Origin of the sequence: Shewanella sp. SG41-3 (genome assembly GCF_014164545.1) — a bacterium.
Classification (GTDB): Bacteria; Pseudomonadota; Gammaproteobacteria; order Enterobacterales; family Shewanellaceae; genus Shewanella; species Shewanella vesiculosa.
This window is the reverse complement of sequence record NZ_JACJFJ010000006.1, coordinates 291,104-307,681: the sequence shown is the minus strand read 5'-3', so window position 1 is coordinate 307,681 and position 16,578 is coordinate 291,104. Positions and strand designations below refer to the sequence as shown.

Sequence of the window (16,578 nt, the reverse complement as noted above, 5' to 3'; positions counted from 1 at the left end):
TAAGTCAGTGTGATTGTGTGGTTAGCCTAATGCTAACCATATACCAACAACGATCATTAAACTGCCAGCAATACGGTTCATCCAACGAATGTTATCGCCGCGGCTTAAGAATAAACGTAAGCTTTTGCCACCACTGGCATAAGCCAACATAGAGACACTTTCGGTGATCATGATAATCCCGAGTAACACCGCAAGTTGTGGGCCAACGGCATAATCGACATTAATAAACGGTGGCAATAGTGAAATCATAAAGGCCCAACCTTTAGGGTTCGCAATGGCGGTGATAAAACCTTGACTGATTAAACTGACTCGGTTGGTTTTCACATCAAGGCCAGTAATGATGGCCATTCTGCCTTTGGCGCGCCACATATTAATCCCAATATAAGCCAGGTAGGCACCACCCACCCACTTAAGGATATCGAACACTTGTGGGTAATTTAACATGATGCTGGCCACCCCAAGTACTGCAGCAATGGCGACCAATGCCACGCCCACTAATTCACCGAGCATCATCCATAATGTTTTACGCACACCAATGCTCATGCCGAGGGTCATGGCTAATGTCATGCACATCCCAGGGGTGATAGACACAAAAAAGAATGTAGGGATAAAAACCGCAAGAACAGCATAATCTGGCATGGGTAACGTCTTTGGTTAGCAATATGGATGGCAGAGTGTAATGGCCTAAAATGATAAAAACCAGCACTTTGCTGGTTTTTATGTATCACTTAGTGTCTATAAAATTACAGCACACCACGTTTCATTTGATCACGTTCAATGGATTCAAATAATGCGGTAAAGTTACCCTCGCCAAAGCCAAGGTTATTTTTACGCTGAATGATCTCAATGAAGATTGGCCCAAATAAATTTTTGGTGAAAATTTGCAGTAAATAACCGTCATCATCACCATCAACCAAAATCTGGTGATGCTTGATCCGATCGTGATCTTCCGTGACCTGTGGCAACTTATCGAAAATAGTGTCGTAATATTCAGGAATAATATCCAGAGTCTTAATTGAAGTGCCTTCCATTGCATCTAATGAAGCAACAATATCACGGCTTCTAAATGCTAGATGCTGCACACCTGGGCCATTGTATTCACCCAAGTATTCATCAATCTGGTTTTTGTCGTTGCCTTTACCTTCGTTAATCGGAATGCAGAAGCTGCCATCTGGAGAACGCAAAGCATAAGACACTAGAGCCGTTTGCGCGCCACTAATATCAAAGTAACGCACTTCGGTAAAACCAAAAATATCTTTATAAAAGTTAGCCCATTTTTCCATAGTGCCTTTGTAGACATTATTGGTTAAATGGTCGACTTCCATAAAGCCTTTTTCTGGTGTGACGATAGGCTGCTCTAAATCAACAAAGTCAGTTTGATAAATATTGTTTTGTTCGCCAAAGATATCAATAAAATAAATTAAGCTATCGCCAATGCCATAAATAGCCGGATACGGCATGTCTTTGTTGGCATCATCTGCCGGTTTTGCACCCCGAGCCACCGCTTCGGTATATGCAAAATTAGCATCTTCAACCCGCCAACCCATTGAACAAATAGCTGGGCCGTGTGATTTAGCAAAGTCTGCAGAAAAGCCTGCGCGGCCTTTATTCAACAAAAAGTTAATGTCGTTTTGTTTGTAATAAACGATGTCGTTATTTTTGGCTTTTTTTAACATTGAAAAACCAAAATCAATAAACACTTGATGCATATATTCGGTATCTGGACTGGCAAATTCGGTGAATTCAATGCCTAACAGGCCCAGTGGGTTTAGTTCGCTTGCCATTTTTTTTCCTTTATTTTATGTCAACACCATCACTCTTAGATGACTTAGGGTTGATATAAATGTGGTCTTAGTTTTCTAACCAAGAGCGATTGTAATCATCACTCATGCAATTTTTTACATGAGCGGTTAAATTCAGTGGGGCGAAGGTATCGACCATCACCGCGTATTCGTAAGTTTCAGTTTTGCCGATAGAGGCTTCGGTCCGTCCAGGTTGCGGGCCGTGGGGGACACCTTTTTGATGTAAGGTCATGTAGCCGGCTTCAATACCGGTACGGCTCATAAAATCACCGTCGACGTAATACAGCACTTCATCGCTATCGATATTGTTGTGGTAATAAGGCGCCGGAATTGATCTAGGGTGGAAATCGTATGGCCGTGGCACAAAGTTACAAATTACAAAATTGTGTGCAGTAAACACTAAATGTTCAGATGGTGGTAAATGAATTTTGCCAACTTTAGGGGCATATTCACTGATGTTAAATGCCCATGGATAGACACAACCATCCCAACCTACTAAGTCAAATGGATGCCATTGAAGTGTCATCTGTTGATAGCGATCGCCAAACTTACACATTAACGGGAACTCGCCTTTTTCGACCACAGCCTCGGTTAAGGTTGGGGTTCGAATATCACGCTCGCAATAAGGAGCGGACTCGAGCATTTGGCCATATTCATTTCTAAAATGCTTAGGCACCTCTACCATTGACGAGGATTCAATCACAAACAAACGTACATCTTGATAATCGTTAAATTTTAGCTGGTAGGTGGTTCCGCGCGGAATAATTAAATAATCCCACTTCTGAGTATTGATAACACCGTACTCACTTAATAGTTGCCCTTCACCTTGGTGAATAAACACCACTTCATCGGCATAAGCATTGCGATAAAACTCATTAGTGTCTTCAGTCACTTTAGCCGTGTACATGGCGACATCATTATTGAAAAATATTTTATTACGAGCACTAAAGAAATTGCCTTGGCAGTCGGCTTGGCGCGAGTCTAACTTGTAATTTTGAATGAGCGGATCTAGCCATTGTTCGCCATGTGACAGAGCGTAAGGTTTAACATCGATCGCTTTGGTTGGCATATTATGATGATATTTATTGGAATAAATATTTGAAAAGCCATGGGTCGAAAATAATTCTTCACGGTACAACTCACCATTATCTTTTTCGAAGGCAATGTGACGTTTGGTCGGGATCTGACCTTGCTTAACATAGAATGGCATGTGATTGTCCTATGGTGAATCGACTGCGAGTGTCGTGGCGTTTATGTTATTTATTGTTATGGCCTAATCTCATTGGCTAAACCAATATGTGATCTAACTAACAATTTAGTGGTAAAGATCAACAAAAAAAAGAATAATAAATAACTCAACTCAATCGACTTTTTTGATTGTTATGTTAGCTTTACATTTGTGTATGGATAACGGGACAGTGGAAATCTTATGCGAATAGATATAGATGCCTTTAATGTACTGCAAGTACTTGTTGAAGAAGGAAGTTTTGCAAAAGCTTCAGAACGGTTACACAAGGCACAATCGGCAGTAAGCTATCAGATTAAAAAACTGGAGCAACATCTGGGGGTAACATTATTTAATCGAGATCATTATCGAGCGGAATTAACCCCCGAAGGTAAAGTGATTTTGGCCGAAGGGCAGCGCTTATTACAGCATTTAGCCAATATTGAACATCTTGCCAGTCGCTTTAGTCAAGGATGGGAACCTAAACTTGAATTAGTGATAGACGGCGCACTGCCGATGGAACCGATTATGACGGCTTTAAAACGGATGTCGGAGCATAACATACCCACTAAAATTCAACTCAATATGGAGTTTTTAGGCGGGGTACAGCATCGATTTGAACGTGATCAAGCCGACTTAATGCTAGTGAAAGACTATCGTACCGGGCCCTCTTATCATCCTAAAGCATTGCCTACCATTACCAGTGTGCTGGTGGCATCATCACAGCATCCATTAAGTCAGCTTAAGAGGATTAGTTTGCCTGAGTTACAGCAACATGTAGAGTTGACCATTGAAGATTCATCTCCTGGTAAACGTGACCGCGATGAAATGCAGTTTGGCGGCGATAAAGTCTTTTATTTGTCGGGCTTTATCATGAAAAAAAATGCCTTACTAAAAGGCCTAGGTTTTGGCTGGATGCCGGATTTTTTAATTACTGAAGAATTACATCAAGGACAACTTATTGAAGTTGATTTTATTGGTGGTAATCGGTTTAGTTTTACCCCGCAACTAGTATCAACTTTAGAGCGACCACTTGGTCGAGCAGGGCAATTATTTACTGAATTAATTTTGCAAGAATTTGCCCAATATCAGCAACAGCAACAATTAGGGTTAAGTGGTGCAGGATTGGGTTAATCATTGGCATACGTCTGGAGAGCCATCAACAGATTTATTGGGCAGCCTAGCACAGTGAAAAGTTGTCGTGTTAAATTGCGGATCCTTTTGTTATTTTATAACATTGTTACAGGGAAATTATTTAGCTTTGTTAGGCGACAACAATGTTAGGCGACAACAATCAATCATAAATTTTTAAGGAATGAAAATGACCAGAAAATGCCATGAAGTAGATTATGAAATTATCGGTTCTAGTATGCAGCTTGTTGAAGTTGAACTTGATCCAAATGAATCAGTGATTGCTGAAGCAGGCGCGATGACCTATATCGAAGAAGATATTAGTTTTGAGGCTAAAATGGGTGATGGCTCTGAGCCTGAATCTGGTTTTTTTGGCAAGCTACTGGGGGCTGGTAAACGTGCCATTTCGGGTGAGGGGATTTTTATGACTCACTTTACCAATGAAGGTCAACATAAACGAAAAGTGGCATTTGCTGCGCCGTTTCCTGGGACTATTTTGGCGATCGACTTAGCTCAACATCAAGGCGAACTTATCTGCCAGAAAGACAGCTTTTTAGCAGCGGCTTTAGGTACACAAGTGAGTATGAAGTTTAATAAGCGATTAGGAACCGGTTTTTTTGGTGGTGAAGGTTTCATTCTACAAAGCCTTAAAGGTGATGGTATGGCATTTGTGCATGCCGGTGGCACACTGATAAAAAAAGAATTACGTGGTGAGACATTGCGAGTTGATACTGGGTGTTTAGTCGGATTTACGCCCGGGATTGATTATGATATTCAGCGCGCTGGTTCTTTAAAATCAATGGTGTTTGGTGGCGAAGGTTTGTTTCTTGCGACCTTACAAGGTCATGGGACAGTATGGTTACAAAGCTTACCGTTTTCTCGCATGGCTGACAGAATTATTGCTCATGCACCATCTCGTGGTGGCAAAGATCAGGGTGAAGGATCTGTGCTTGGTGGAATAGGGCGGATGATTAACTAATCTGGGCATTGGCTGATCTTATTCATTTTCGTTCGCAGTTAGATGCTCAGACGATTTAGCGCTAATTGTCTGAGCAGTCTTTAGGAAGCGGCTTTTAAAAGGATAGTTACCTGTTAGCGACCAGCAACCCAGTGGTTAATTCAAGGTTATTAATCTACGTTTGTTAGTTTCATAATGTGTTGGTATTGCTCTTGTGTGACGGGCTGAACACTCAGGCGAGTACCTTTAGCGACTAGTACCATATCTTGCAGTAAGGGATCTGCCTTCAATTGCTTCAAGCTGACTGGGTTAGAGAATTTGGCCACAAATTGAATATGCACTTGCCACCAACGAGGTCCAGTGGCGTCAGATTTCATATCAAAATACGCTGAGCGGTCATCAAAAGCGCTGACATCAATTTGAGGTTGACTGCTAATGTTGGCTAAACCTACAATGGCAGGTACTTTGCAGCTAGAGTGGTAAAACAACACTAGATCACCCAATGCGATTTGATCGCGAATATAATTACGTGCTTGATAGTTACGAATACCTTGCCAAGCAACCGTTTGCTGCTCACACATCTGAAGATCATCAATGCTAAAGTCATCTGGTTCAGACTTCATTAACCAATAGTTCATGCGATTCCATTACTGTCATTAAAGAGAGTGAATTACTTTTCTGTGCTTGATTATGGCAATGTACACGCTGCGAAGACAATTAGGCAAATAAAAAGCCGATAGCACTGTGCTATCGGCTTTTTATAACAGTGGTCATTCAACAGTTATTAATGAATGCTAATAAGTCGGTTTGGCAATAACAGTTTGACCAATAGGGGTTAAACTTAATAAGGCTAACTTAAGATGTTGTAACGCGAAAGGAATACCTATAATTGTTACAAAACAAGCCAATGCATGGACTAGATGGCCAATCGCAAGCCAAATACCAAAGCATAAAAACCATATAACATTACCGACTAAACCTAACGTGCCAGTGCCAATATCTTCTTGGCCTGAAATGTGTTTTCGGTTAACCGTTTCTTGCCCAAATGGCCAGAAAGCCAGCTCGCCAATAACAAAACATGCACGGCCAAATGGGATACCAATGATACTGATAAAGCATAATAGCCCCACCAACCACCATGCTAGGCCCATGATAAAACCACCCATAAGAAACCAAGCAATATTAAAGATTAAGCGTAAAAGTGACATTTTCAATCCTATCAATAGTCAATATTACTTAGAATATAGCGATATTCATGCCATATTTTTAACTGTTTGATTATAATAGGTTAAATGTTAATTTTTTACTTTATGACTAGGTGTGTGTGATGAGTAATACAAATGAATCGATGAGATTTATCATTTTTTAGTTAAAATACTCATATTACAGTTGATTAAGGCAATGTATGTTTTCGATAAGCCCAGTACAAGCGATGAATTTTGATGGACGCAGCATCTATATTAAACGGGATGATCTATTACATGCTGATTTTAGTGGTAATAAAGCGCGTAAATTTTATCATTTCCTCCATCATGATTATTCACACGTTACCCAGCTAGTGGCATCGGGCTCGGCACAAGCCAACTCATTGTACTCCTTGTCTGTACTTGCAAAGCTGCAAGGATGGAAATTTGATTACTATGTAAGTCATATCAACACATTCTTGTTACAACATCCTCAGGGTAACTATGCTGCTGCGATACAAAATGGTGCCAATATTATTGATGTCAGTCATTTGGCCGATGCCGAAAATCTTCAAGGTATGCATTTAGACGATGCCATGCAATACATTGTGTCGTCGCACCCAAATTACACAGATAAAAATCAATTACTATTTATTCCCGAAGGTGGACGTTGTGGGTATGCCGAAACCGGGATAACACAACTCGCCAGTGAAATTATTCAATGGGCTCAAGATCGACGACTAAATGAGTTGATGGTATTTCTCCCCTCAGGCACGGGGACCACTGCGGCTTATTTAAATAAACAAATTATTCAACAACTGACTCAATTATCATTAACGGAAGTTTTTGCTATTGAGGTGTTAACTTGCAGTACCGTTGGCGGAGATAAATATTTACGCCAACAGTTTTCACAATTAGTTGATGAGATTTATTTTCCTAGAATTATTAATGATGGTCATAAATATCATTTTGGGAAATTATCACAACGTTGTTTTGATATGTGGAAAACAGTTTGCCAGTCGGGAATTGAATTTGAATTGTTGTATGATCCGGTTGGCTTTTTAGTATTACAACATTATTTAAATAGTCAGGCTGTCAGTGCCACCAATGTTCTTTACATACATCAGGGGGGAGCCTTAGGCAATAAAACCATGTTACCAAGATACCAACGAAAATTTCCTCACTCGGTTTGATCACACCAGTGCAGGATGCATTTTTGCTACAAGGTATTGATAGTAAGAGAAATAGGTTTTTTAGATGGTTAACTTGGGGTTTAAAATTGAAGAGTAACTTGAAAATAAGCTAGTGAGCTATTCATTTTACTCTGTTTTAATAAACATCGGTAATTGAGAGGAGAATACCGAGAAATGAGTTTATTAAATAACAGAGTAAATGATTAACGCAAAGCGTTAGGGGGGATTACTTATTAGCTGATAATAACCATTTCATGAAGTTTATTGCTTCAATACGCTTTGAAAAGGTTTTTTTGTTTTTACCTAGGCTGTCGGTAAAAGCAATTGAGTTTTTGTTTGACGAAATAGAATTAACTGGAAAGCTAACTGAAATTTCGTGTCCATTAATGTTGTATGACATTGGCCACACTCCTTCTATATATTCACCCATTAGGTGAGACAATTGTTCAATAAAATATCCTTGGCATTTTTTAGTGTTGCAAAAGATTAATGTTTCGAGATTTAACTTAACCTATCTTTTACTCACTAATCAAGTGTTGTTATGTGAATAGTTGATTAAGGTCTAATTTGTGTCTACAACTTTTATGTTGCCACATAGCCTAAAATCACAGTAATACATACAGCACTTAATTTGTAAGTTGAACATAGTTTTATGACAATAAGATTACGCCAATAGAAATTATCATATCAACAGAAATCAATTGAATTTAAAACAATGTACAGAAGCTTGTCTTGGGTTTATTTACGAAGTGAAGTTGAGCAGACTTACAGGTAGGTAACCAAAATTAACAAGAAAACTAAATCTGTGTAGATAATATACTGAGTGTTTGCATATGGCAATAGTCTTTTTCAATTTTTAATCAAATTAATGTGCTTTTCGATTAAAAAATAGCTAATCCTAATGGCATTACTGGTTATTCATAGGATAATTTCACTGCGTTATACAGTTTAGCTCATAAAAATGGATGATGAGGTACCTCATCATCCATCTTCTAAATCATTCTTTTAGAAGAAATTAAACTAATAATCTAACTTATGCCGCCATCATCAGCTAAGTGATAAGTTGGCATACGTAAGCTATCTTTGCAGCGAGCAGTAAATAACTCGCAAGGATATTGATATTTAGTAAATTAGATCACCAATTGGATTTAGTAACTTACTTATACCTTTAGTGAAGTATAAGGGCGCATCTACTACGGTGTAACACAAACAACCATCAATTGTTTTAGGTGAATGTTGGTGCGCTTTATCAAGCAACATAAAATCACCTGGTTTATAAGTGTTATAGCAATCGCTAAACTCTCCTGCCAGTAACAAGGTTAACTCTGCACCTTTATGAGTATGCTCAGGTATTTCACCATTAGCAGCAATGTGTAACAAACTCGCTCTTGCTTGCGGCTCTCCGGTATCAAGTCTTAAACGACTCACTTTACCAATACCTTGCCATGATGCATTGATTTGATTGCGAAATGCTCTTGGTAAAGAGTAATGCTGACCTTTGATGTTGACACTGTTATCTTCTGTCTTGTCGATATTCGTCGGCTGCTCGGCCGCTAATGTATCTAGAGTTGAATTTAATAACTGGCTCAATAATGCGTCTAACTGATCATTATCTTTACTGTTAGCGAATTGTGGTGCTACTGCCGATTCAAATTGCTGTTCAGACATGGCAATTGTCATCTGGTCAAGCTGCTGTTGGCAATGCTGACAAAACTCAGCATGGGCAGAGATTGCAATCGACATGGACAGCGGTAATTCGCCTTTAGCATGGAGAGACAGCATGTGCTGGTCTGGGTGGTAATTAATCATAGTGTTTCTCCATAAAGCTTTTCAATTTTTCTAAACCTAGTCTAAGTCGAGATTTAACCGTTCCAATTGGAATATTAAGTTTGTCTGCAAGCTCTTGTTGAGTCAGCTCTTGCATATAAATACCTTGTACTACTTGGCGTTGTAAGGGAGGTAATTCCTCTACATGCTGCAATAAAGAAGCCGACAATAAGAAGTCATTGTCGTCATTTTCTGCATCATCAGATTCAAACAATGGCCAAATGTCATCACCAAATGCATCTTCGCGGTTATGTTGCACTTTGCGAAGCATGTCAAAGCATTGATTACGCATTATGGTGAAAACCCAAGTGCTTACAGCTGCTTTATCTGCATTATAAAGATGTGCTTTGGTCCATACTCGAGTCATTGTCTCTTGCACTAAATCCATTGCTAAGCCCTGTTGACTTAAACGCTGTACGCCAAAAGAATTAATTTTAGGGCCAAAATGCGAAAAGAGTTTGGCAAAAGAAGTCTTGCATCGATGATTAGCGACTTTCATCATTAATGCAGCGAGTTCATCTGCCATTGGATTTGGTTCGTCTGATTTCATAGCACCGCTTCGTTTAATTAGGGATCTCTGTGCAAGATGTCCCTTATCATAACGATTTTGTGCGCTTTGTGATTGAATATTTTCCATTATTTTCACTCGCATCCAATAATTACTTCATTAAGCATAATTAATTATCTTATCCATGCAGTTGCTAATGTGGCCTAAAAAGACATTAGCAACTTCATTGACAAACAATAGCTATAATCATGTATACGAAAGCTCACTTAATTAAGATCACTCTTGTTATTATTTTATGATATCGAATAAGAATGATTTAGCTAATTGGTGGTCATGACTATTTATACACTGATATTTTTGTTTTGAACTCAATGGGATAATTTCAAGCCAACGCTGGCATACCCAAGACATATCATTAAAACTTTCTTCAGAGTAATGGGCCAGATGCTGCGGATACTGCTGTAAAATTTGCTTTAACGTTTGACTCAGTATTTTATCTTTTTTTCGGTTAATCTTATTGCTTTGAGCCGGTTCAATTTGTTGTTCAATGATATCGCTTGGCCAAGAATCAATTAAGCTGACGTCACCTCGTTTCAAACCGTCATCATCAACGCTAATGTGGTTAATGGTGAAGGTTTGTTTTCCTTGAACACTGATACCTAATAAGCCATCGTCAAGCGTCTCAAAGTCAATAATTTGGGTTAACGTACCAATAGGTAGAATGGTTTTTTTATCATCAGCCAGCATACATAAGCCAAACCCAATACCACTCTTTAGTGATTCAGATACTAAGCGTTTGTATCTGGGTTCAAAAATGCGTAATTGGGTATATCCCTGAGGCAATAAGCAAACGGGTAGTGGAAATAATGGGATATTCATAACGGCACCTGTATCAGATATAACAAATAAACTTACTTAATGTACGTGTAAAAAGAGCTTAACGATCATCTTTTAATGCGCCTTGATCCACCCAAATTAGATTGTTGGTGTTAATCCCCAATGCTGAGAGTTTGTTTATAAAACCTTGTTTGGTGTTGGAGTTAATCACAGCTGTTCTTGAGAGGATCCATGCATATTGCGCGTTAGGGCCAATGACTAGAGCATCGGTATATTGACCATTAGGAGCTTGGATTACGTCATGTATTTGGTATGCGCCATAAAAAGGACCAAAAAATGACACTTTAAGTAAGCCTTGGTCACTTCCATCAATAAAATAAGCTTTACCATTAGCTTCATCCCATTGCTGTTCATCTTGTTTAAATCCACGGTTAGTCACCACAACCTTGCTTCCTTGAAGTGTATATTGTGCGGTCACATGGGACATATTTCGCTCAAATGAGTGATCGAGGCGGGCGATTTCATACCAAGTTCCTAAGTACAGATTTAGTTCAAACGGTTTTACAACAGTGACCGGTTTATCGATTAAGGTACAAGCAGATAAACTCATTATTGAGAGCCATATGCTTAAGTGCCTCAGAGGTTGGGTGATATTTATCATGTATAACCTTTGCTGAAAGTTTGCGAGATGCAACAGCTTGCTTCTCTAATAAAATATGATACGAATTAAGGACGCTTTTTGATCTTGTTTAAAGGTTTTTTCTTTTTTTGGGGGATAAATCTTGTTTTAACACTGTTAATAAATCTTTTTTAAGTATAATTAGCGTTAATAATACATTTTTACGTTGTTTGTAGGTGGGACTCGTCCATGAGAAAAGTGCTCGATACGGTTGATCAAAGGACTAAGCTAGTTGGCGAAAATCGTTTAGAACTATTGCTGTTTCGCATTAACTCGACCCAGTTATTTGCCATTAATGTATTTAAAGTTAAAGAGGTGGTTAAGTTACCTCCGCTAAGTAACTTGCCTGGCAGTAACCACAACGTCTATGGTGTCGCTAATATTAGAGGGGTGTCGATCCCTGTGATCAATTTGCGTGAAGCAATTGGTTTTTCACCTATGCCGGTGACTGAAGACAGTAACTTGATTATTACTGAATATAACCGCAGTGTGCAGGGTTTTTTAGTCGGTAAAGTTGAGAATATTGTTAACATGACCTGGAGTGATATTATGCCTCCGCCTAAAACCTCTGGAGGGCATAATTACTTAACCGCGATAACTAAAATAGAAGACCAAGGTCAATCACGATTAGTATCCATTATTGACGTAGAGAAAGTCTTAGCTGAGATCATTAGCTATGATGTTAAGTTGTCAGATGGTGTGCTTGATGAATCTCTGACTTCTCATATGCCAGGGCGTAAGATATTAGTCGTCGATGACTCCTCCACAGCTCGCAAGCAAGTGAGGGACACATTAAGTAAGTTAGGCATTGAGATCCTTGAGGCATCAGACGGGCTACAAGCGTTACGGTTATTACAATCGTGGGCCGATAAAGGTCAAAACGTTGCCGAAGAATTGCTTATGATGATAACCGATGCAGAAATGCCTGAGATGGATGGTTATAAGTTGACTCATGAAGTCCGTAATGATCCCCGAATGGCGGCATTATTTATTACACTCAATACTTCTTTAAGCGGCAGTTTTAACCAAGCTATGGTGAAAAAAGTCGGCTGCAATGAGTTTATTTCTAAATTTCAACCCGACTTGTTAGTGAGTGTTGTTCAAGATCGTTTACGTGCTATTCTTTCATAGGCAATAGCATAAATCGTTAACCAGAGGCACGTATCCAGAGTGGATTGAGTTATTGAGCCGCACCTTGGTCCATATCTTCGATCAACTCATCAAGAATTCGACGCTGGTTTCCAGGGGTAATACCAATATTGAGCCGAGCTATTTTGACCGCATGGCCAAATTGGGCTTTACCCAATAGCGTAATGAGCTGCTGTAAAAAAATACTGTCTAAAGACAATGTTTGGCTGTAGTGGCTAATGGCTTTAGTGAGTGACGTAAACACAATGCCGTCAAATTCAAAACCTGTTTGATATTGACTCACATCGCCAGCAATCTCGCCATCGAGTAATATACCTTCCAGACTTAATGGCCAACCTCTTGCATTCATTCGACTTTGTGCAATTTGGTACATCATCCAAGCACTTTTTTTAAAGCCTCCAAAAATCATACAGTCAAATTCTGATTGTTCGAGTTCTTCTTCAGTCCAGTTAATTCCAATGGCCAAGTCTTTACGGTATAAATGCATTAAATTGTCTTTTACTGCATCTCGACAATCCCAAATAGAGGTCAGCAGATTTTTCTTGGCTAGCATATGGCATTCTTTACACGCCGGAATCGTTAAAGAGGGGTGGGGAGTGTGAGTCATTCTATAATAATCAAACAATTGATTACTTGGCTCGTTACAAAACCAACATGTATGACGTTTATCAAAAGGAATATCAATCTGTGTAGGCATGGATGCAATACTATTAATGAGCAGTGAAATGATGGCTGAACTTAGTGGCTAAGCGTAAATTAATCTGAGCTTAGGATTATCATACGCAGCGATAACACTAAGCTGTGGCTTGTGAGTTATCGCTGCGTATGGCGCTCTTTGAATGACCGACAAAGTCGAACCTAGTGTAAAGAATAACCTTAACAAAAGGTAAAGACGCTGTTTAAAGTGCGCTTTTTATTCCCTATTCAGCTTAAATTAGTGACGATTATTCTTTTTCAAAATCGACTAATTCTTTAGCGAGTACGATAGGATCAATTTCTAAGCACTCTTGTTCTGCTTCCCAATTAACACCGATTAGAACGCCATCGTCATTTAAATCACTCACCCAGTATTCTAAGAACTCCGTTAGCGTAATAGTAACCGGATTATAGTCAGCCCATTCATCAGTGCAGTGACTTTTTGCTGCAGCTTCGCTTGACCAAAGTGGCATAACATCTGTTTCTTCAAATTCTGATGAGTCACATACTACCCAACCCTCACCAGTTTCATCTTGTAAGCCCCATAAGACTTGATGTTGTTTTACGCTTTCGATAAAGCTTGATAATGCTGCAGTTTGTTCTGTCATGATTAATCGCTCAAATGAGTTAGAATTAATGTCATTATACGGACTCATTGAATAAGGAAAAGGCTTAATTAATGACAATTATATTTAGCTGGAGACTTAAGCAGTGTTTAAAGGCTAAATTGACTCATTATCTTGTGACTCTGCGGTAAATGAGAGCAGCATAGATAATAGACACATCAAAAGTGTTTTGGTGATAATAGCTAGTGGCTCGTTGTGGTTGCTGCCAGTCTTTATGGCATGGCTCTTATTAAACTAACGTTTAAATGCGATGATTGCTTGGTTTTATGAGGTATTCATAATGGATAAACCATGGGGCTATTTTACATGCTGCTGTGGTTTTGAGTCGGTTTACCATGATTGCGCACTTGTTAGCAGATTTTTCATTTTTCACTTCGGTTTAGCATAAATAAACAGGGTTTAATGTTAACAGCTCTTGTTTCCTTAAGGCTGATGCGTCACGATATTCAATATTCATTTTGCGTAAATTAAGTGTTGTTCATGGCCCATAAAAGACGTTTATCTGTGTTTATTGCTTCAATGTTTTTATCTAGTACCTTATTAAGTGCTTGTGCGGTATCGGCATCACCCGATCCTGTTGCAGATGTTGCTCCTGCTCAAGAGCAAGCTGATTTTGCCACTTGTGTCGTTACGTTACAGCAAAAAGCTAAAGCCGCAGGGATTTCACAACAGATTATCGACACTACAGTGGCAAATTTAAAGTATGTCCCTAGAGTGATTGAATTAGATAATCAGCAACCTGAATTTACCACCACCTTTGGTGATTACTTTGATAAACGTGTCACTGCGTGGCGAGTTGAGCAGGGTAAAAAAATGTTGGCTGAGCATAAATCATTATTAGCTAAGCTCACAAAAGAGTATGGCGTACCAGGGCAATACATTGTTGCTTTCTGGGGGCTAGAAACTAATTTTGGGAGTTATAAAGGCAGCATGCCTGTGCTCGATTCATTAGCAACATTAGCGTGCGATCCAAGGCGTAGTGATTATTTTACTGGTGAGTTACTGCAAGCGTTGACCTTAAAGCAGCAGTATAATTTTGCCGACAGTAAAATGGTTGGTTCATGGGCCGGAGCTATGGGGCATACTCAATTTATGCCAACCAATTATCGAAAGTATGCGGTAGATGGCGATGGCGATGGTGTTGCTGATTTATGGAACAGTACTGATGATGCACTGACATCTGCGGCAAATTTTTTACAGCATCTAGGTTGGAAAGCAGATGAACGATGGGGGCGTGAAGTGTTGATTCCTAGCGATTATTCTTTTGCTTACTTAGGCGGTAAACATCCTCTACCACTGGTTAAGTGGCGTGAGCTTAATGTTAAGCAAGTTAATGGTCAGCCTTTGTCTACACCAGATATGCAAGCAGCGTTATATTTGCCAGCAGGGCACACAGGGCCTGCTTTTTTAGGATATGACAACTTTAATGTGATAATGCGTTGGAATCGTTCTGAATTTTATGCCATTTCAGTGGGACATTTAGCCGATCGTATAAATGGTGGTGCGGTATTAACCCGTGCAGTACCTAAACAGCCAAGGCTAAGCCGAGAAACGGTCAAACAAATTCAGCAAAGGCTCAATGATGCTGGTTTCGATGTGGGTAAGCCTGACGGTATTTTAGGGCGTAATTCAGTATTAGGGTTACAAGCTTTTCAACATGAAAAAGGGCTTATTGCTGATGGATTTCCTGATGTAGAGACGTTTACTGCCTTGGGTATCAAACTATAATCAGTATTTTTATGAGCATTTTTTGTGGATGCATTAGTACGCTTTTGCTAAGCTTCGGCAAATTTTTGAATTAAGGAACGATAATGAGCATTAAAGACAATATGGTCGTGCAGTTTAATTACACGCTACGTGATGAAAAAGGCGAAGTACTTGAATCAAACGAAGGTCGTGAGGCGATTGCCTATTTGCATGGTCATGACAACATGATGCCTGGTATTGAAGATGCGATTAATGGCAAAGAAATTGGCGAGAAATTCACTATTACTCCGCCAGCTGCAGATACTTATGGCGAACGTCAACCAGATTCTGAGCAGCGCGTGTCGGTTAAACACCTTGCAGGCGCTAAAGTATGGAAACCGGGCATGGCTGCCGTGGTGAATACTGAGCAAGGCCAGCGTCAAGTGACCATTATTAAAGTCGGTAAGTTTATGGCGACGGTTGATGTTAATCATCCACTTGCTGGCCGTGAATTAACTTTCGATATTGAAATTGTCGGTGCCCGCGATGCATCTGATGAAGAAATTGCCCATGGTCATGCCCATGGCGCTGGTGGTCATCACCACTAGTAGGGGACCGCTTGGGTAAATTGATATTTACTTATGGTTTAACCCTGTACAGATCCCAAGTGAAGACTTGGGATTTTTTGTTTTAAGAGAGTAGATATGATTATTGATTTCTCATTAGGTAAAATTATTGTCACTGTGCATGAAATTCAGTGCCGGTTTCATGATAGCCAATTAGTGCTTACCGCATCCATGGATGACATTAGCTGTTTTCATCAAGGCTTAGTGATTGTTGCCGATGCAGGAACGGTGAGGTGGAGTATTAAACTGGATAATCCAGCGCAATTAGACGCGCTATTGCAACACACTGGCATTCAAGCGCAATAACTTAATTTGTATCGGCTTAGTGGCAAGATGAATGGGAATAGGCTGCTCGGCCATGAGCCTTGATTCAACTTGAATGACAAACTGAAGGTATTGACATGCTCTGAGCGATGCATGACATGTCAATACGATTACTGTCTATTTAACC

The 16,578-nt window shown here is 39.6% G+C and carries 19 protein-coding genes; 7 read left to right on the top strand and 12 right to left on the bottom strand.

Annotated elements, in window-relative coordinates:
- Positions 1–21: 21 nt before the first annotated feature.
- The 3 genes from H5164_RS14025 to H5164_RS14015 form a co-directional block, all read right to left on the bottom strand.
- Complete coding sequence (locus H5164_RS14025) at positions 22–639, bottom strand: LysE family translocator (RefSeq protein ID WP_124015822.1); 618 nt, start codon at positions 637–639, stop codon at positions 22–24.
- 104 nt (positions 640–743) lie between these two features.
- A complete protein-coding gene (gene hppD / locus H5164_RS14020; RefSeq protein ID WP_124015823.1) occupies positions 744–1,784 on the bottom strand; it encodes a 4-hydroxyphenylpyruvate dioxygenase in 1,041 nt (346 codons plus the stop codon).
- A gap of 67 nt (positions 1,785–1,851) precedes the next feature.
- Positions 1,852–3,012: a homogentisate 1,2-dioxygenase gene (locus H5164_RS14015; protein WP_182756710.1), complete on the bottom strand. Its 1,161-nt coding sequence runs from the start codon at positions 3,010–3,012 to the stop codon at positions 1,852–1,854.
- Positions 3,013–3,231: 219 nt separating this feature from the next.
- Between H5164_RS14015 and H5164_RS14010 the strand changes: the two genes are divergently transcribed.
- On the top strand, positions 3,232–4,161 hold the full coding sequence (locus H5164_RS14010) for a LysR family transcriptional regulator (protein WP_124015825.1): 930 nt from the start codon (positions 3,232–3,234) through the stop codon (positions 4,159–4,161).
- Between the two features lie 187 nt (positions 4,162–4,348).
- A complete protein-coding gene (locus H5164_RS14005; protein WP_124015826.1) occupies positions 4,349–5,137 on the top strand; it encodes a TIGR00266 family protein in 789 nt (262 codons plus the stop codon).
- Positions 5,138–5,286: 149 nt separating this feature from the next.
- Here the strand turns inward: H5164_RS14005 and H5164_RS14000 are convergent, their stop codons facing one another.
- Positions 5,287–5,754, bottom strand: a complete 468-nt coding sequence (locus H5164_RS14000) for an EVE domain-containing protein (RefSeq protein ID WP_182756707.1) — start codon at positions 5,752–5,754, stop codon at positions 5,287–5,289.
- Between the two features lie 156 nt (positions 5,755–5,910).
- The gene (locus tag H5164_RS13995) at positions 5,911–6,324 is read right to left on the bottom strand and encodes a YccF domain-containing protein (protein ID WP_124015828.1); all 414 of its coding nucleotides are present in this window, start codon (positions 6,322–6,324) and stop codon (positions 5,911–5,913) included.
- Between the two features lie 197 nt (positions 6,325–6,521).
- Between H5164_RS13995 and H5164_RS13990 the strand changes: the two genes are divergently transcribed.
- Positions 6,522–7,493 carry a 1-aminocyclopropane-1-carboxylate deaminase/D-cysteine desulfhydrase gene (locus H5164_RS13990; RefSeq protein ID WP_182756705.1) on the top strand — a complete coding sequence of 324 codons (972 nt, stop codon included), beginning with the start codon at positions 6,522–6,524 and terminating at the stop codon, positions 7,491–7,493.
- Between the two features lie 226 nt (positions 7,494–7,719).
- Here H5164_RS13990 and H5164_RS13985 read toward each other — a convergent pair whose 3' ends face one another.
- The 5 genes from H5164_RS13985 to H5164_RS13965 all read right to left on the bottom strand — a co-directional run bounded on the left by H5164_RS13985 (position 7,720) and on the right by H5164_RS13965 (position 11,275).
- On the bottom strand, positions 7,720–7,893 hold the full coding sequence (locus H5164_RS13985) for a hypothetical protein (RefSeq protein WP_124015830.1): 174 nt from the start codon (positions 7,891–7,893) through the stop codon (positions 7,720–7,722).
- Between the two features lie 722 nt (positions 7,894–8,615).
- Entirely contained in the window at positions 8,616–9,302 is a 687-nt protein-coding gene (locus H5164_RS13980; protein ID WP_124015831.1) for a ChrR family anti-sigma-E factor, read from the bottom strand.
- Positions 9,295–9,957 (bottom strand): sigma-70 family RNA polymerase sigma factor, encoded by a 663-nt coding sequence (locus H5164_RS13975; RefSeq protein WP_124015832.1) that lies wholly within the window; start codon positions 9,955–9,957, stop codon positions 9,295–9,297. Before H5164_RS13975 ends, H5164_RS13980 begins: the two co-directional genes overlap by 8 nt.
- A 159-nt stretch (positions 9,958–10,116) precedes the next feature.
- The gene (locus tag H5164_RS13970; RefSeq protein WP_124015833.1) at positions 10,117–10,707 is read right to left on the bottom strand and encodes an LON peptidase substrate-binding domain-containing protein; all 591 of its coding nucleotides are present in this window, start codon (positions 10,705–10,707) and stop codon (positions 10,117–10,119) included.
- 58 nt (positions 10,708–10,765) lie between these two features.
- Positions 10,766–11,275: a lipocalin family protein gene (locus tag H5164_RS13965; RefSeq protein WP_220492705.1), complete on the bottom strand. Its 510-nt coding sequence runs from the start codon at positions 11,273–11,275 to the stop codon at positions 10,766–10,768.
- A gap of 258 nt (positions 11,276–11,533) precedes the next feature.
- Here H5164_RS13965 and H5164_RS13960 point away from each other — a divergent pair, with 258 nt between their 5' ends.
- Positions 11,534–12,475, top strand: coding sequence for a chemotaxis protein CheV (locus H5164_RS13960; protein ID WP_124015834.1), 942 nt, complete (start codon positions 11,534–11,536; stop codon positions 12,473–12,475).
- Between the two features lie 49 nt (positions 12,476–12,524).
- Here the strand turns inward: H5164_RS13960 and H5164_RS13955 are convergent, their stop codons facing one another.
- Both H5164_RS13955 and H5164_RS13950 read right to left on the bottom strand, forming a co-directional pair.
- Complete coding sequence (locus H5164_RS13955; protein WP_165870077.1) at positions 12,525–13,199, bottom strand: hypothetical protein; 675 nt, start codon at positions 13,197–13,199, stop codon at positions 12,525–12,527.
- Between the two features lie 238 nt (positions 13,200–13,437).
- Positions 13,438–13,797, bottom strand: coding sequence for a DUF2750 domain-containing protein (locus tag H5164_RS13950; protein ID WP_182697124.1), 360 nt, complete (start codon positions 13,795–13,797; stop codon positions 13,438–13,440).
- A 498-nt stretch (positions 13,798–14,295) separates the two neighbouring features.
- Here H5164_RS13950 and H5164_RS13945 point away from each other — a divergent pair, with 498 nt between their 5' ends.
- The 3 genes from H5164_RS13945 (at position 14,296) to H5164_RS13935 (ending at position 16,433) form a co-directional block, all read left to right on the top strand.
- A complete protein-coding gene (locus H5164_RS13945; protein ID WP_182756703.1) occupies positions 14,296–15,543 on the top strand; it encodes a lytic murein transglycosylase in 1,248 nt (415 codons plus the stop codon).
- Between the two features lie 83 nt (positions 15,544–15,626).
- Complete coding sequence (locus H5164_RS13940) at positions 15,627–16,109, top strand: peptidylprolyl isomerase (protein ID WP_182756701.1); 483 nt, start codon at positions 15,627–15,629, stop codon at positions 16,107–16,109.
- 96 nt (positions 16,110–16,205) lie between these two features.
- Entirely contained in the window at positions 16,206–16,433 is a 228-nt protein-coding gene (locus H5164_RS13935) for a DUF3389 domain-containing protein (RefSeq protein WP_124015839.1), read from the top strand.
- The last annotated feature ends 145 nt before the right edge of the window (positions 16,434–16,578 follow it).

Excerpts from the sequence above, each read along its gene's own strand:
- H5164_RS14025 (WP_124015822.1), bottom strand. The coding sequence starts at position 639 with ATGCCAGATTATGCTGTTCTTGCGGTTTTTATCCCTACATTCTTTTTT.
- hppD (WP_124015823.1), bottom strand. The coding sequence starts at position 1,784 with ATGGCAAGCGAACTAAACCCACTGGGCCTGTTAGGCATTGAATTCACC.
- H5164_RS14015 (WP_182756710.1), bottom strand. The coding sequence starts at position 3,012 with ATGCCATTCTATGTTAAGCAAGGTCAGATCCCGACCAAACGTCACATT.
- H5164_RS14010 (WP_124015825.1), top strand. The coding sequence starts at position 3,232 with ATGCGAATAGATATAGATGCCTTTAATGTACTGCAAGTACTTGTTGAA.
- H5164_RS14005 (WP_124015826.1), top strand. The coding sequence starts at position 4,349 with ATGACCAGAAAATGCCATGAAGTAGATTATGAAATTATCGGTTCTAGT.
- H5164_RS14000 (WP_182756707.1), bottom strand. The coding sequence starts at position 5,754 with ATGAACTATTGGTTAATGAAGTCTGAACCAGATGACTTTAGCATTGAT.
- H5164_RS13995 (WP_124015828.1), bottom strand. The coding sequence starts at position 6,324 with ATGTCACTTTTACGCTTAATCTTTAATATTGCTTGGTTTCTTATGGGT.
- H5164_RS13990 (WP_182756705.1), top strand. The coding sequence starts at position 6,522 with ATGTTTTCGATAAGCCCAGTACAAGCGATGAATTTTGATGGACGCAGC.
- H5164_RS13985 (WP_124015830.1), bottom strand. The coding sequence starts at position 7,893 with ATGTCATACAACATTAATGGACACGAAATTTCAGTTAGCTTTCCAGTT.
- H5164_RS13980 (WP_124015831.1), bottom strand. The coding sequence starts at position 9,302 with ATGATTAATTACCACCCAGACCAGCACATGCTGTCTCTCCATGCTAAA.
- H5164_RS13975 (WP_124015832.1), bottom strand. The coding sequence starts at position 9,957 with ATGGAAAATATTCAATCACAAAGCGCACAAAATCGTTATGATAAGGGA.
- H5164_RS13970 (WP_124015833.1), bottom strand. The coding sequence starts at position 10,707 with ATGAATATCCCATTATTTCCACTACCCGTTTGCTTATTGCCTCAGGGA.
- H5164_RS13965 (WP_220492705.1), bottom strand. The coding sequence starts at position 11,275 with ATGAGTTTATCTGCTTGTACCTTAATCGATAAACCGGTCACTGTTGTA.
- H5164_RS13960 (WP_124015834.1), top strand. The coding sequence starts at position 11,534 with ATGAGAAAAGTGCTCGATACGGTTGATCAAAGGACTAAGCTAGTTGGC.
- H5164_RS13950 (WP_182697124.1), bottom strand. The coding sequence starts at position 13,797 with ATGACAGAACAAACTGCAGCATTATCAAGCTTTATCGAAAGCGTAAAA.
- H5164_RS13945 (WP_182756703.1), top strand. The coding sequence starts at position 14,296 with ATGGCCCATAAAAGACGTTTATCTGTGTTTATTGCTTCAATGTTTTTA.
- H5164_RS13940 (WP_182756701.1), top strand. The coding sequence starts at position 15,627 with ATGAGCATTAAAGACAATATGGTCGTGCAGTTTAATTACACGCTACGT.
- H5164_RS13935 (WP_124015839.1), top strand. The coding sequence starts at position 16,206 with ATGATTATTGATTTCTCATTAGGTAAAATTATTGTCACTGTGCATGAA.